This is a genomic window from Streptomyces mobaraensis NBRC 13819 = DSM 40847 (genome assembly GCF_017916255.1).
In the GTDB taxonomy this organism is placed as follows: Bacteria; Actinomycetota; Actinomycetes; order Streptomycetales; family Streptomycetaceae; genus Streptomyces; species Streptomyces mobaraensis.
In genome coordinates, this window is record NZ_CP072827.1 from 7,006,018 (window position 1) to 7,021,570 (window position 15,553).

General features: G+C 74.9%; 6 protein-coding genes. All 6 read left to right on the plus strand.

Going from position 1 to position 15,553, the window contains the following annotated elements; genetic code table 11:
• The first annotated feature begins 165 nt into the window (after positions 1-165).
• Positions 166-8,328 (plus strand): type I polyketide synthase, encoded by an 8,163-nt coding sequence (locus J7W19_RS30305; protein ID WP_210455412.1) that lies wholly within the window; start codon positions 166-168, stop codon positions 8,326-8,328.
• Positions 8,329-8,374: 46 nt separating this feature from the next.
• Positions 8,375-9,646 (plus strand): hypothetical protein, encoded by a 1,272-nt coding sequence (locus J7W19_RS30310; RefSeq protein WP_004946355.1) that lies wholly within the window; start codon positions 8,375-8,377, stop codon positions 9,644-9,646.
• Positions 9,643-11,559, plus strand: coding sequence for an FAD-dependent oxidoreductase (locus tag J7W19_RS30315; RefSeq protein ID WP_106429638.1), 1,917 nt, complete (start codon positions 9,643-9,645; stop codon positions 11,557-11,559). Before J7W19_RS30310 ends, J7W19_RS30315 begins: the two co-directional genes overlap by 4 nt.
• Before the next feature lie 13 nt (positions 11,560-11,572).
• On the plus strand, positions 11,573-12,553 hold the full coding sequence (locus J7W19_RS30320) for an NAD(P)-binding domain-containing protein (RefSeq protein WP_004946348.1): 981 nt from the start codon (positions 11,573-11,575) through the stop codon (positions 12,551-12,553).
• A gap of 42 nt (positions 12,554-12,595) precedes the next feature.
• Positions 12,596-13,993, plus strand: coding sequence for an aminotransferase (locus tag J7W19_RS30325; RefSeq protein ID WP_004946347.1), 1,398 nt, complete (start codon positions 12,596-12,598; stop codon positions 13,991-13,993).
• 72 nt (positions 13,994-14,065) lie between these two features.
• Positions 14,066-15,505 (plus strand): diaminopimelate decarboxylase, encoded by a 1,440-nt coding sequence (locus J7W19_RS30330; protein WP_004946345.1) that lies wholly within the window; start codon positions 14,066-14,068, stop codon positions 15,503-15,505.
• Positions 15,506-15,553: the final 48 nt, after the last annotated feature.

Genomic DNA, 15,553 nt, shown 5'->3' on the forward strand with positions numbered 1-15,553 from the left:
CCGCAGCCCCGGCCGCCGCCGCCTTTCCGATGCTGTGACGGACTGCCGTGACCGTGACAATCGCTCACATGGTCACGCACGTTCCGCCAGTTCCGCGTAGTTCCGTGTACGGGTAATCCCAGGGTCGAGTTGGTCGGCAACAACTGACTGAGGCAGGGGTGCTGCTTGTTACGCTCCACGGAAAGGCCGGGTCCGGCGCCCGCCGTCGAACCCTTCGTCCTCGCCCGGCGTGAGGACGTCGCCTTGCGCCTGTTCGTCTTCCCGCACGCGGGCGGTGGCCCGCAGACCTTCCGCACTTGGCCGGCCGGGTTGCCGGACGACGTCGAGACGGTCTCCTACACCCTTCCAGGGCGTGGCAGGCGCCAGGACGAACCGCCCTACCAGGACTGGCCGTCGCTCGTCGCCGACCTCGTGCGCTGGGTCGAACTGCACGACGACGGCGCCCCGTTCGCCTTGTTCGGCCACAGCTTCGGGGCCCTCCTCGCCTTCGACGTCTGCCGGGAGCTGATCCGGGCGGACGGACGCCGGCCGAGCGCCCTCCTCCTCTCGGCCCACCGCGCCCCGCACCTCCCACCGGACACGGTCAAGCACTCCCTCCCCGAGGACGTCTTCACCGGCCACGTCCGCGACTGGGGCCTCGTCCCCGAGGACCTGCTCGCCGACGAGGAGGTGCTCCGGCTGCTGCTGCCCCCGCTCCGGGCGGACCTGCGGCTCGACGAGACATACCCCTGCCGCACCGGCGACGGGACCGGCGTCCGGCTCGATGTCCCCTGCGCGGTCTATGGCGGCACCGCCGACCCCACCGTCGACGCCGCGGAACTCCACGCCTGGCGCGCGCACTTCACCGACGACACGCCCTTCGACGTGGAACTCCTGCCCGGCGGCCACTTCTACCTCCGCGACTCCGAGGCCGCCCTGCTTGCCGGCGTCACCCGTCGCCTCGACCGGGTACGGGCCGCCGCCGGCCCCTCCGTCGCCCTCACCCCCCGCGCGTACCCCGCACCGGACCGCTCCCTGTGGGCCCGCTTCCGCGACCGGGCCGCCGAGCACCCGGACGCCCCGGCGCTGATCGACGGCGACCGGCGGTGGACGTACGGCCGACTCGCCGACGACACGGCCGCGTTCGCCGCCGACCTGACCGCCCTCGGGGTCGCCAAGGGCGACGTCGTCGGCCTGTTCCTCCCGCACTCCGCCGAGTACTGCCTCGCCCTGCTCGGCTGCTTCGGTCTCGGCGCCCCCGCCTGTCTGCTGGAGAAGAACTGGCCGGCCTCGCTGCTCGCCCGGTTCCTCGACAGCGCGCGCGTCCGCACCGTCGTCACCACCCCCGAACTCGCCGGCCTCCTGCCGCCCGCGTACCGCGCACCGGAGCGCCTCCTCGTGCTCGACGGGGAGCGGCGCCCCGGCGGACGATGTCCGGACGACCGATGTCCGGACGACCGATGTCCGGACGGCCGATGTCCCGGCGGACGATGTCCGGACGACCGATGTCCGGACGACCGATGTCCGGACGGCCGATGTCCCGGCGGACGATGTCCGGACGCCGTCGCACCTCCCGCCCTCCCGGACGTCGCCCCCTCCGACACCGCCCTGATCTCGATGACGAGCGGCACCTCCGGCACCCCCAAAGCCGTGCTCAACTCGCATCTCGGCTGCCTCTACTGCTTCGACGCCCGCCAGGAGCTCTACCCCTACGAGGAGACCTCCCGCGACGGCCTGAACGTCTTCTTCGCCTGGGAGTGCCTGCGCCCGCTCCTCCACGGCCGGCCGGCGGTGATCGTCCCCGACGACCACATCGTCGACCCCGTCCGGCTGGTCGACACCCTGCGGCGGCAGCGGATCACCCGGATCGTGGTCCCGCCCTCCCTCTTCGAGAGCGTCCTCGACCACCCCACCACCGGCCCCCGGCTGGCCGCCGAACTCGCCCATATGGAGATCGTCTTCCTGATGGGCGAGGTCGTGCCGGCCCGCGTCGTCGAGAAGGCGGTGGCCCTCCTCCCGCCGCACGTCCGGCTCGTCAACGCCTACAGCACCTGGGAGAGCCTGGACGTCTCCTACGCCGACCTCCTGCCCCGCCCGCCCGCCGCAGGTACCGCGCGCACACCCGCCTTCGCGCCGGTCGGCCGGCTCCTCGACGGCACCGCCGCCGTCCTCCTCGACGACCGGGGCGAGCCCGTCCCGCGCGGCGGTGTCGGCGAACTGCTCGTCGCCGGGCCCGGAGTCGCCGACGGCTACCTGGACGACCCCGCCAAGACCGCCGAACGCTTCGTCCCCTGCCCGCCCGCCCTCGCCGGTACCTCCTTCACCGAAGCGACGTTCTACCGCACCGGCGACCGCGCCCGGTTCCTGCCCGACGGCGGCCTGGAGGTCCTCGGCCGCGCCGGTGACGTCGTCAAACTCCGCGGCTTCAAGGTGTCGCTGCGCGCGGTCGAGAGCGTCCTGGAGGATCAGCCGGACGTCTCCCGGGTGATCGTCCGGCCCGTCCCGGACGAGCGCACCGGGCAGCCCGCCGCCCTCGTCGCGTACGTCCTGGGGGAGCGGGGCCGGCCCTCGGACACCGTCCTCGCCCGCACCCGCCGCAAGGCCGCGCGCGACCTCCCCGAGTACGCCCGCCCCCGGCACGTCCTCGCCCTCGACGCCCTGCCCCTCAGCGGCGGCGGCTCCCGCAAGCTCGACCTCGCGGCCCTCCCCGCGCCCCCCGGGGAACCGGGGTCCGCCACGGCCGGCGAGGCGCTCACGACGACGGAACAGCGCGTTGCCCGCGCCTGGTCGGAGGTGCTCGGCGTCCGTTCCGCCGGCCCCGACGACGACTTCTTCGCCCTCGGCGGCGACTCGCTCGCCGCCGCCCGCCTCTCCGGCCTGCTCGCCGAGCGGTACGGGGTCTCCCTCCCCGTCGTCGACGTCTTCCAGTACCCCGTGCTCCGGGACCTCGCCGCCCACTGCGCGGGCGGCCGGCGGGAGCGCGAACCCGCCCCGGAGCCCCGGCGCCGGACACCCCGGCCGCCGACCACCCGGCTCGCGATCGTCGGCATGGCCGGCCGCTTCCCCGGGGCACCCGACCTGGACGCCTTCTGGGACAACCTGCGCCACGGCACCGACTCCCTCACCACCTTCACACCGGAGTACCTACGGCGGAAAGGCGTCCCGGAGGACGTTGTGACCCACCCGCGGTGGGTCCCCGCCGCCCAACTCGTCGACGATGCGGACAAGTTCGACGCGGAGTTCTGGGGGATCGGTCGGCGCGAGGCCGTCACCATGGACCCCCAGCACCGCGTCTTCGTGGAAACCGCCTGGCACGCCCTCGAACAGGCCGGCTACGCCCGGCGGAACAACCCCTACCGCCGGCGCACCGGCGTCTTCGCGGCCTGTGGCATCGACGGCTACCTGGTCCACCACCTCAAGGGCGGCGGACTGACTCAACCCCTGGATCCGGCAGGGCTGTTCCTCACCGAGATCGGCAACGAGAAGGACTACATCGCCACCCGCGTCGCCTACCTGCTGGACCTCGGCGGCCCCGCCGTCACCGTCACCTCCGCGTGCAGCAGCGCCCTCGTCGCCGTCGCCCAGGCCGCCCAGTCCATCGTCTCCGGCCAGTGCGACATGGCCGTCGCCGGCGCCTCCGCCCTCACTTTCCCCAACTTCGGCTACCGCTACGAGGAGGGGCTGGTGGGCAGCGCGGACGGCCGCGTCCGCCCGTTCGACGCCGACGCGAGCGGCACCCTCTTCGGCGACGCCGTCGGAGCCGTCGTCCTCAAGCGCCTCGACGACGCCCTCGCCGACGGGGACCACGTCTGGGCCGTCCTGACCGGCTTCGGCGTCTCCAACGACGGCCGGATGAAGGCCGGTTACACCGCGCCCAGCGCACGGGCGCAGACCCAGTGCGTCTCCGACGCCCTCACCATGGCCGGGATCGACTCCGGACGCCTCTCCTACGTCGAATGTCACGCCACCGCCACCCACGTGGGCGACGCCATCGAACTCAAGGGCCTCCACGACGCGTTCGAACGCCACCGGGACGACGAGCGGCCGCCGCGCACCGGCGGCTGCGCCCTCGGCAGTGTCAAGGGCAACATCGGGCACGCCAACTGCGCCGCCGGCATCACCGGCCTCATCAAGACCGTGCTCTGCCTGCACCACCGGGAACTCGTGCCCACCGTCCACCACGACACGCTCAACCCCAAACTGGTCGACTTGGTGGACTGCGACGGCTCGCCGTTCACCGTCCGGCGCACCCACGGGCCGTGGACCGTCGCCGACCCGGACACCCAGCTCCCGCGCCGCGCCGGGGTGTCCAGCTTCGGCATCGGCGGCACCAACGCCCACGTCATCCTGGAGGAGGCGCCGCGGCCCGCGCCGGACGAGGAGCCGGAGCCCGCCGCGCCCGGCACCCCGCACCTGCTGACGGTCTCGGCCCGGAGCGCGTCCGCCCTCCGGCGCAACGCGGACGCCCTGGCCCGGCACGTCGAGGGGCTGCCCGACGGGGAACTCGCCCCCGCCGTCCGCGCCCTGCACCTGACCCGGGAGTCCCACCCGCTCCGCGCGACCGCCGTGATCACCGAGGGCGCTGCCGACGGGCTCCGCCGGCTGTCCGCCGAACCGCCCGCCACCGCCCGCCGGGGCCGCGCCGCCACCGTGGCGTTCTGCTTCTCCGGACAGGGCTCGCAGACCGCCGGCATGGCCCGCGGCCTGTACCGGGGGCACGCGGACGGCGGCCGGTTCCGCCGCCACTTCGACGCGGCCTGCGCGAGCCTGGCCCGGCACCTGCCCGAGGACCCGGCCGCCCTCGTCCTCGGCGCCGACGACACCTCCGTGACCCGGCCGGTCACCACCCAGTGCGGGCTGTTCGCCGTGGAGTACGCCCTCGCCACCACGCTGACGGAACTCGGCGTCCGGCCCGTGGCCGTCGCCGGCCACAGCATCGGCGAGTACGCGGCGGCGGCGCTGACCGGGCTCCTCACACTGGACGAGGCGGCGGAACTCGTGGCCGTCCGCGCCAGGGCGACCGAGGAACTGCTGCCCGGCGAACCCGGCGGCATGCTCGGCGTCGTCGGCGACGAGGAACGGCTCGCCCGCTGGCTGGAGGGCCGCACCGGCCTCTGGCCGGCCGCCGAGAACGCGCCCGGCCGCGTGGTGCTGTCCGGCACGCCGGACGCCCTGCGCCAAGCGCGTGAGGAACTGCCCGCCCTCGGCCTCACCTGCCGCCCGCTCCCCGTCTCCCACCCCTTCCACAGCCCGCTCATGGCCCCGGTCGCCGCCCGGCTCGACGCCGCCGCGGCCGGCCTCCCGGCCCGGGTCCCGGCCGTGCCGACGGCGAGCAACCTCACCGGCACCTGGCTCGACGCGGGCCACCGGCCCGACACCTACTGGGGCGCCCACCTCACCTCCACGGTCCGGTGGCGGGACGCCGTCGGCACGCTGCTCCGCTGGGAGCCGGACCTCGTCCTGGAGATCGGCCCGGGCCGCGTCCTGACCACCCTCACCCACAAGTGCCTGGACGCCCGTGCCGAGCCGGGCCCGGTGCCGCTCGCCACCATGCCGTACGCCGCCGACCCCGGCCGGGACGACGGCACGGCCTTCCTCGAGGCGCTCGGCGACCTCTGGCGGCACGGCGCCGACGTCGACCTCGCCGCCCTCCACGAGGGCGAACGCCCCCGGCACCGCGTCCTGCCCGCCTACGGCTTCGACCGCGTCAGCCACTGGACGGACCCCGACGCCTCGCCGTACGTCGACGGCACCCCCGAGCCGGAGCCCGCCCAGGACGGCCCGCTGGTGCGCTTCGCCGCCAAGCCGGACGCGCGGCTGCGGCTGTACTGCCTGCCGTACGCGGGCGGCGGCGCCGACGCGTTCCGCTCCTGGGCGTGTACCGCGCCCCCGTGGCTGGACGTCGTCGCCGTCGAACTCCCGGGCCGCGCGGGCGACACGGCACAGCCGCTGCCGGACGACGCCTTCCTGGCCCGGCTCGCCGACGCCGTCCGCGCGGACGCCGGCCCGGCCCCGGTCGCCTTCTGCGGCCTGAGCCTCGGCGCGTCGCTCGTCGTCGACCTGCTCGGCGGCCCGCTCGCCGACTGGGCCCGCGACGGCCGCGTCACCGCCGTCTCCGTGGTCGGCCGCGCCCCGCTCGCGCCGGACGCCCCGGCGGACGCCGCACCGCCGGAGAGCTACCTGATGGCCCCCGACGAACTGCGGGACGACCCCCGGTGGCGCCGTGAGGTGCTGCCGCTCCTCCAGGCGGACCTCGCCCTCGACGCCCGCGCCGAACGCCGCGCCGCCGGGCGGCGGGAGACCGGGGGAGCGCCGCTCGACTGCCCGCTCCAGGTACAGGCCGGCACCGACGACCCGTCCTTCCCCGCCGCGGCGGCGGTCGGCTGGGCCGCGTACACCACCAGTCCGATCGTCGAGACGCAACTCCACGAGGGCGCCCACGACTTCATGCTCCGGCACCGAGCGGACGTCCTCACCCGACTCACCGCCTTCCTCGACCGCCTCCTCCCCCACGACACCCCGGGCACGAGCCGGCTGCACGAGGTCCGCTGGGTGCCGCTCCCACGGCCGGCGCCCACCGGGGCGGCCCTCGCCGCCCCCGGGCCGGCGCCCGAGGCCGCCGTCGGCGGCATGGCTCCGGCCGTGCCGTCCGCTCGCTCGGCGCGGGACGGACAGTCCCCGCGCACCGGCCTCGCCGAGGGCGGGTCCGCCGAAGGCGGCCCGGCCGGGCTCCCGGTGGACGCCGTCGGGGCCGCGCGCACCGAACTCGACGCGGGCTGGGCCGCCGAAGCGGTGCGGCCAGGGGGCTCCTCCCCGGCGGGAGTGGCGGCCCAGACCGCCGCAGACCGTCCGGCCGGGCCGCCCCGGCCGCCCCGGCCCCCCGTGGAGCCCGGCGCGATCCCGTGGACCGTGCTCGACGCCGACGGGCCCGCCGCCGCGGCGCGGTTCCTGCGGGCCGCGCTCGTCGGGGCGGAGGCCGAGGCCGCCCTCGTCTGCCGGGCCGGGGAAGAGGACGACGCCGCCCGGCACTGCGCCGAGCTCCGGGACGTGCTCCTCTCCCTCGCGGACGCCGGGGCGCGCGGGCGGCTGACGGTCGTCCTGCCCGCGCGGGCCGCCTCCGGCCTGGCGGCGGGGATGACCCGGGCGTTCGCCCTGGAGGAGCCCGGGCTCGCGGTGCGCCGGATCCACGTCCACGCGTGGCCCGACGACACGTCGTCGTGGCCGGACGGGCTGCTCCGGCGGGCGCGGGCGCACCTCGAGGAGACCGACCTGCTCCACCGGCGCGGCCATCTGCTCGGCCGGCGGCTCGTCCCCCTCGACCTGCCGGAGCTGCCTCCCGGCACCCTGGGCGCCGCCGACGGGAGCTACCTCCTCACCGGCGGCACCGGCGGCCTCGGGAGGGCCGTCGCCGACTGGCTGATCCACCACCAGCGGGTCGCCCCGGAGCGGGTGGTCGTCACCGGGCGGACGGACCCCGGCGACCTCCGTCCGGGTGTCCGGTTCCTGGCGGCGGACCTCGCCCGGCCGTTCGACGCGGCGGCGCTCGCCGCCCGTACCGGGCCGCTCGCGGGCGTCCTGCACCTCGCCGGCGCCCTCGACGACGGGATCCTGCGCAACCTGGACCCCTCCCGCTTCCCGGCCGTGCTCGCGCCCAAGCTCGCCCTGGCCCCGCTGACCGAACTCGCCCGGCACGCCGGCGCGCCCTGGATCGTCGCCTTCTCCTCCACCAGCGGCCTGCTGGGCGCCCCCGGCCAGGCCAACTACGCCGCCGCCAACGCCTGGATGGACGCCCACGCCACCTGGCGGACGCCCGGCGGCGGGCCGGCGGTCGTCTCCGTCGGCTGGGGTACCTGGGGCGACACGGGCATGGCGGCGCGCGACGCGAAGGCGCTGGAAGGGGCGCGGGCGGCCGCGGAGACGCCGCTGTCCACCGGGACCGGGCTCGCCCTGCTCGGGAAGGCCGTCGCCGCCCTGCTCTCCGGGGACACCGGGCCGCGCCACCTCGCGGCCTGCGAGGTGGACTGGGCACGGTCCCCGTGGGCCGGGACCCCGCTCGTCCGGGGGCTCCTGCCAACCGAACCACCAGAGCCCGCCGCTCCGGATCCGGCGAGGCCGTCGGACACCGGCCCGCGACCGGAGGACGAGGACGGCGTCCGCGCCTTCCTCAGCGGCTACGTCCACCGCTGGGACGCCTCCGAGCGCCTCGCGGACCTCGGCCTGGACTCCCTCGACTTCGCCCGTATGCGCGGCGACTTCGCACGCCGGTTCGGCAAGGACGTGCCGCTGGCCGACATCGCCCGGCCCGACCAGCGCCTCGGCGAGCTCCACGCGTACCTGTCGCAGCGCTGACCGAGCCGAGCCCACACCGTACACACGCACAGGGGGACACGAGCACGTGACGCCGACCGCCGCCCGGACCCACGACGACGTCGTACAGGAGATCCGCGACTGGAGCACCCGCCCGCCCGGGGCCGGCATCGGGGCCGCCCTCGCCTTCCTCCTCTCCGACCGAGCGCAGACCGCCCTGCACGCCCTCCGCACGCTGGGCGACGAGCGGTTCGACGCGGTCGCGGCCCACCACCGGGAGGCCGTCGACGCGCACCTCGGACCGGTCCTGCTGCGGATCGCCGAAGGCCGGCCCGTGGGGGAGGAGGCGTTCCGCGCGCTCGCCGCCGCGACCCGCGACGACCCCCTCCAGGCGGTGTTCGCACCGGCCCGGAACCCGGTCCCGCCGGAGGCCGTCGCCCTGGAGCGGATCCGCCTGCTGCGCCGTGTCTGGGAACCGTTCGCCGCTTGGTGGAACGGCTACTTCACCGACGCCGAGCCGCCGGTCGCCGACCTGTGGCGGCTGTACCTCCCGTTCGCCCGGTGGATCGTCCGCGAGAAGCGGATCCGCCGGTCCGGCGAGCTGTTCGTCGTCGGTTTCAACGGCAGCCCCGGCGCCGGCAAGACGGTCCTGACCAACGCCCTCGCCGTCGTCCTCGACCACCTGCTCGACCGGGGGTCCGAGGGCCGGGCCGTCGCCCGCAGCGGCGACGACTGGTACCTCGGCCGGGCGGCCCGCGAACCCCTCCGCCGGCTCGGCTACGACCCCGGCGTGCCCGGCGTCCCCAACCGGTCGCTGCCCGGCACCCACGACCTCGGCCGGCTGCTGGCCGACCTGCGCGCCATGGAGCGGAGCACCGAGCACGGCACCCTCCGGCTCCGCGGCTTCGACAAGCGGAACGACGACCGGTCCACGGACCCGGACCGCTGCCTCGAAGTCCGCGGGCGGGTCGGGGTGTTCCTGTTCGACCTGTGGTTCGCAGGCGCCGAGACCGACGTGGACCCGGCCGCCCTCCCCGACGGCCTGCCCCGCCGCGTCGCCGAGCACTTGCGCGGCTGGCGGCCGGTGTTCGACCGCATGGACGCCCTCTGGGCCTTCGAATGGCCGTCCTTCGAGCAGATGGTGCGGGAGCGCGAGGCCCAGGAGCGGCTGGCCGAACGGCGGGACGGCGGACGCGGCATGGACGGCGAGCAGATCAGGGCGTTCATGCGCTACATGACCGAGCGGAGCTGGGACCGGCGGACCACCTCGCCGGTGCCACCGGACGCGGCGATCACCTTCCGCGCCTGGCGCGATACGCGCCACCGGGTGATCGCCGTGCGAAGAGGAGGACGAGCATGAGGCGGACACCGTGGCGGCGGGCCCGGAGGACGGCACCCCCCGGCCCCCCGGTCGCGCGGACCTTCGCGATGACGGACGTCGTCCGCTGGTTCCGGGAGCTGGCAGCCGAGCAGGACGAGGACCCCGGCCTCGTCCACGACACCCTGATCATCGGCGGTGGCGCGGCCGGTGCCGGCGTCCTCCGGGACCTGGCCTCCCGCGGCGACGCGAGCGCCCTGCTGGTCGACCGCGGCCCCTTCGGCGGCGAGACGTCCAGCAAGACCGGCAAGGCCGTCCACCCCGGCATCCGCTACCTGAGGATGGCCTTCCACCGCGGCCTGCTCGCCTTCCGGCTGCGCGAGGACCCCAAGATCCGGCAGACGTTCGCCCAGAACCTGCGCGGGGCCTGGCTCGACCTCCAACTGGTCTGGTACGGCACCCGGGAGCGCAAGCTGCTGATCGAGACGGGCGGCGGCACGGTCGAGGAGATCCCCAACATCGTCTTCGTCCTGCCCGACAGCCCCGAGAAGAAGTGGGCCGTCTTCTTCGGCATCTCGCTCTACGACCTGTTCACCACCCTGTGGGCCTGGTGCGGCCTGTCCCCCCGCTTCAGCCGCGTCCGGCTGTTCCGCGACCGCGAGGCGCTCCGCCGCGAACTGCCCCACCTGGACTCCGACGACGTCCTCGGCGGCATCCTCTACTGGGACGGACGCGCCAACAACGACAAGATCCTGGTCCTGAAGGCGATCCGCGACGCCTGCCTCCGCGGCTCCGAGACCTTTCCCGTCCGCGCCCTGAGCCACGTCGAGGCCGTGCGCTACGAGTGGGTGGAGGACGGCGGCGGGCACTTCCTGGTGACCCTGGCCCGCCGCTTCGAGGCCGACGACCTCCCGGAGACGGTCACCGTCAAGGCCCACACGCTCACCAACGCGGCCGGCCCCTGGATCGACGAGGCGCGCAACCGCACCCCGCGCCCCGACGGACGCACGTCCGTGGTCTACAGCCGGGGCTCCCATCTGGAGGCGACCAACGAGCGCATCCACCGGCGGCTCTCCGCGGACCCCCGGCTCCAGGTCGGCCTGGTCCCGCTGAACGCCGAACGCCAGCACTACCTGCGCCCCTTCCACCAGCACGGCCTGTGGTACATCCAGTGCACCACCACCGACCGCGCCCACACCGACCCCGACCTCGTCGTCCCGGAGGAGGACGAGATCGAGGAGCTGCTGCACTCCTACAACGCGCTCGTCGGCGAGGAGTGGCGGATCGGGCGCGAGGACGTCTTCAACGTCTTCTGCGGCATCCGGCCGCTCGCCGCCGACGACGGCGGGAGGATCGCCGTCCAGGACATCTCCCGGATGTTCCGCGTCAACGAGCGCCCCTGCGGCGGCGGAACCGTCTACGACATGGTCAACGTCAAGCTCACCGAGTTCCGCTGGGCCGGGCGGGAGGTGGCCGGGCGGATCGCCCGGGAGGTCCGCCGGAAGACGGGCCGCCGGCTCGGCCCGTCCACCACCCGCAGGCTGCCGTTCCTGCCCGTCCGCGACGAGGAGCTGTTCGCGGTCCACCGGGCCGACGCGCCGCGCCGGGACCCGGAGTTCCTCCGCGAGAAGGTCCGGCACCACGTCCGCCACCAGATGGCGAGCGCCTACGCCGACTACCTCCTCAACACCGGCGGCATCAGGGACGCCGTCGTCTTCGACGCCACCGGCCGCTGCGACGTCGACACGGACGTCCTCGACCTCGTCCTGGACGAGATGGCGGCCCTGCTCGGCTGGGACGACTCCCGGCGCCGCGCCGAGTGGGACGCCTTCGCCGAGGTCTACTGCCGGAACATGACCTTCACCGAACTCGGCGACCGGGTGCGCAAACACGCCCCGGCGCCGGTTCCGCCCCCTGCCCGGAGCACACCGCACGTCCGACCGCATTCCGCCTGAGAGGGGCCGCCGCGTGTACTTCGACAAGGACGCCAGTCCGGACGACATCGAGGGCGAGACCGTCGCCGTCGTCGGCTACGGGATCCAGGGCAAGGCGTTCGCCGCCAACCTCCGCGACAGCGGCGTCCGCGTCGTCGTGGGCAATCGCGACGACGCCTACCGGGACGCCGCCGTCGCCGACGGCTTCGACACCCGGCCGATCGCCGACGCGGTCGCCGAGGCGTCGATCGTCCTGCTCCTCATCCCCGACGAGGCCCACCAGGAGGTCTACACCGCGCACATCGCCCCGCACCTGGCCGACGGCGACCTGTTCGTGCTGGCCCACGGCTTCTCCGTCCGCTACGGACGGATCGACCTCCCGCCGGGCGCGGACGTGGCCCTCCTGGCCCCCAAGATGTTCGGCAAACCGATCCGGCAGCGGTACCTGGACGGATCCGGGGTGCTCGCCTTCGTCGACGTCGTCCAGGACGCCACCGGGCGGACGCTGCGCCGCATCCTCGCCGTCGCCCGCGCCGTCGGTTTCACCCGGTACGGCGTGCTGCCCGTGCCGCACGCCACCGAGACGGAACTCGACCTGTTCCAGGAGCAGTTCCTCACCCCGCTGCTGCTCGACGCGTTCCGGACGGCGTTCGAGGTGCTGGTCGAGGGCGGCTACGACCCGGTGCCCGCGCTGCTCGACATGCACGCCTCCGGGGAGATGGCGGAGATGCTCGTCGAGGCGGCCGACACCGGACTGTACGAGGTGGTCGAGCAACAGGGCTCGCCCACCTGCCGGTTCGGAGTCCAGCGCTACCTGGGGAAGCTCCTCGGCGACGAGGTCCGGGACAAGGGCCGGGCGATCCTGGACGACATCAGGAACGGCGGCTTCGTCGAGGCGCTGTCCAAGGAGGCCGAGGCCGACTACCCGAGCCTCGCCGACTACACGGCCGCCTACCGCGCGGGCGCCCTCACCCGCGCCCACGACCGCTACCGGGCCGTCCTCGAAGGCCGCTGAGCCGGGCCGCCGGAAAACGAACCGAACGGAAGGAGCGGACCAGTGCAGCACGAGATCAGGCAGGACGACGGCGAGGCGCTCGTCGCCAAGGACGCGCGGCACGTCCTGCACCCCTGGGCGGACCTCTCCGCCCTCGGCACGGGCACGTCCCTCGTCGTCACCGAGGCGAGCGGCGTCGAGGTCGTGGACGCCGCGGGCCGCAAGTACCTGGACGCCATCGGCGGCATGTGGTGCGTGACCGTCGGCTACGGGCGGCAGGAGCTCGTCGACGCGATGAGCGCCCAGGCGTCGCGCATGCCGTACTTCACCCCGTTCGCCGACGTCTCCAACGAGCCGGCCGCCGAACTGGCCGCCACGCTGGCCGAGCTGTCGCCGGGCGACCTGAACCGCGTCCACTTCACCACCTGCGGCTCCACCGCCGTGGACTCCGCCGTCCGGATCGCCCACCTTTACTTCGCCGCCCAGGGCCGCCCCGAGAAGCGCCACGTCCTCTCCCGGACCGACGCCTACCACGGCAGCACCTACCTGGGCGCCTCGCTGTCCGGCAAGGAGGCGGACCGGACGCGCTTCCACTACGAGAACGAGTGGGTGCACCACCTCGAGAGCCCGGGGTACGACCCAGACACCTCGCCGGTCACCGCGGCCGAGCGGCTGGCCGGGCTGCTCGAGGGAATGGAGGCGGCCATCGCCGCCCTCGGGGCCGACACCATCGCCTGCTTCGTCGCGGAACCGGTCCTGGCCTCCGGCGGCGTCCTCGTCCCGCCGCCCGGCTATCACGAGGCCACCCGGGAGCTCTGCCGGCGCCACGACATCCTCTACATCTCGGACGAGGTCGTCACCGGCTTCGGCCGGCTCGGCCACTTCTTCGCCTCCGAGGCCCGCTTCGGGATCGTCCCCGACCTGCTGGTCACCGCGAAGGGGCTGACCTCCGGCTACCAGCCGCTGGGCGCCGTCCTGATCTCCGACCGGATCGCCGACGCCCTCGCCCGCACCGCCGACCCGGCCAAACCGGTCTTTTCCAACGGCTTCACCTACTCCGGCCACCCGGTCGCCTGCGCCACCGCCCTCGCCAACATCGAGGTGATGCGGCGCGAGGACGTCTGCGGCCACGTCCGGGACGTCGGCCCGTACTTCGTCGGCCGGCTCCGCGAACTGCGTGCGTCGCCGATCGTCGCCGCCGTGCGCGGCGACCACCTGATGGCCTGCGTCGAGTGCCACGTGCCCGGCGAGTCCGGGCCCACCCTGCGCAACCAGGCCCTCGCCGCCCGCGTCGACCGGCACTGCGAGACCTCCGGGCTCCTCGTCCGGCCCTTCGAGAACCTCTGCATCATGTCGCCGCCCCTCGTCGTCACCAAGGGCGAGATCGACCGGATCGTCGACATCATGGCCGACGCGCTCGCCCGCGCGGAGCGCGACCTGCGGGACGAGGGGATCGGCTAGCGGCGGAGGCGACGGCGACCACGTGCCACGACCCCCGCCCGGCACCGAAAGGTGACAGCGAAAGTGACAGCAATGGAAGCACCCCCCGTCGTCCTGGACTGCCGCGGCCTGCCGCCCGCGCTCACCGTCCTCCGCGTCAAACAGGCCGTCTGCGCCGGACCGGCCCCCGACGCCCCGCTCGGCGTCGTCCTCGACCCGGAGTGCGGCCGGGACCGCCTGGCCGACGCCCTCGGCGCGGCGGCCGCGCGACGGCTGCGTTACCTGCCGCCGAGCGCCGTCGACGGACCGGACCCGGCCGCCGCCCCACCGCCGGCCGCCTGGTGGCAGCGGCCCGACCTCCGGCACACCGACGGCCGGCTGCACCTAGGCCGTACCGACCTGGAGGCGCTGGCCGCCCGCACCGGCACCCCGGTCCACGTCCTCAGCGCCGACCGGGTACGGGAGAACGTCCGCCGGCTGGCCGCCGCGCTGGACGCGGCCGGCGTCGACCACCGCATCCACTACGCGATCAAGGCGAACCGGTCCACCGCCCTCCTGACGTACCTGCGGACCCTCGGCCTCTGCGGCGTCGACGTCTGCTCGGCGGGGGAGTTGCGGCACGCCGCGGCCTGCGGGTTCCCGGCCGACGCGATCTCCTTCACCGGCACCTCGCTCTCCGCCCAGGACATCGACGTCCTCGCCCGCTTCGACGGCCTGCGGATCAACCTCGACTCGCGCTCCTCCCTGGACGCCCTGGGCCGCGCCCGCCCCGGCCGCGAGGTGGGCCTGCGCGTCAACCCGGCCGCCGGCGCGGGCTACCAGGGCGATCCCCGGCTGAGCTACAGCGGCGCCCCCACCACCAAGTTCGGCGTCTACCGCGAGCACCTGGACGACGCCAGGGCCATCGCCGCACGCCACGGCCTGAAGATCGTCCGGCTCCACTTCCACGTGGGCTGCGGCTGGCTCGACCCCCAGCTCGGCGAGCTGGAGGACGCCCTCGACGCCGCCGACGCGTTCACCGCGCACTTCCCCGACCTGCGCGAGGTCAACATCGGCGGCGGGCTGGGCGTCCCCCACACCCCGGCCGACGCGCCCCTCGACCTGGACCGCTGGGCCGCCGCCGTCGCCCGGCGGTTCGCCGGCCGCGGCCTGACCGTCGCCGTCGAACCGGGCGACTACCTCGTCAAGGACGCCGGGCTGCTCCTCACCACCGTCACGTACGTGGAGCGGCGCCGGGACGTGCTGTTCGCCGGGCTCGACGCCGGCTTCAACCTGGCCATGGAGCCCGTCTTCTACGGCCTGCCCTGCGAACCCGTCGCGGTCACGCCCCGATGGGACGAGGGCACCGAGACGTACACCGTCGTCGGCAACATCAACGAGGCCCTCGACCAGTGGGCCGTCGACCACCCCATGCCCCGGCTGCGCGAGGGCGACCGGGTGGCGCTGATCAACGCCGGCGGCTACGCCGCGTCCATGCGCTCCGACCACTGCCTCCGGGAAGCGGCCGGGGACGTCCTGCTGATCGACCAGTAACCGGGCGGGCGGCGCCCCGCCCGCCATCACCGGGAGGTTTGATGACAT

Bases quoted from the DNA above. Each gene is read 5' to 3' on its own strand.
- J7W19_RS30315 (WP_106429638.1), top strand. From the start codon at position 9,643: ATGAGGCGGACACCGTGGCGGCGGGCCCGGAGGACGGCACCCCCCGGC.
- J7W19_RS30330 (WP_004946345.1), top strand. From the start codon at position 14,066: ATGGAAGCACCCCCCGTCGTCCTGGACTGCCGCGGCCTGCCGCCCGCG.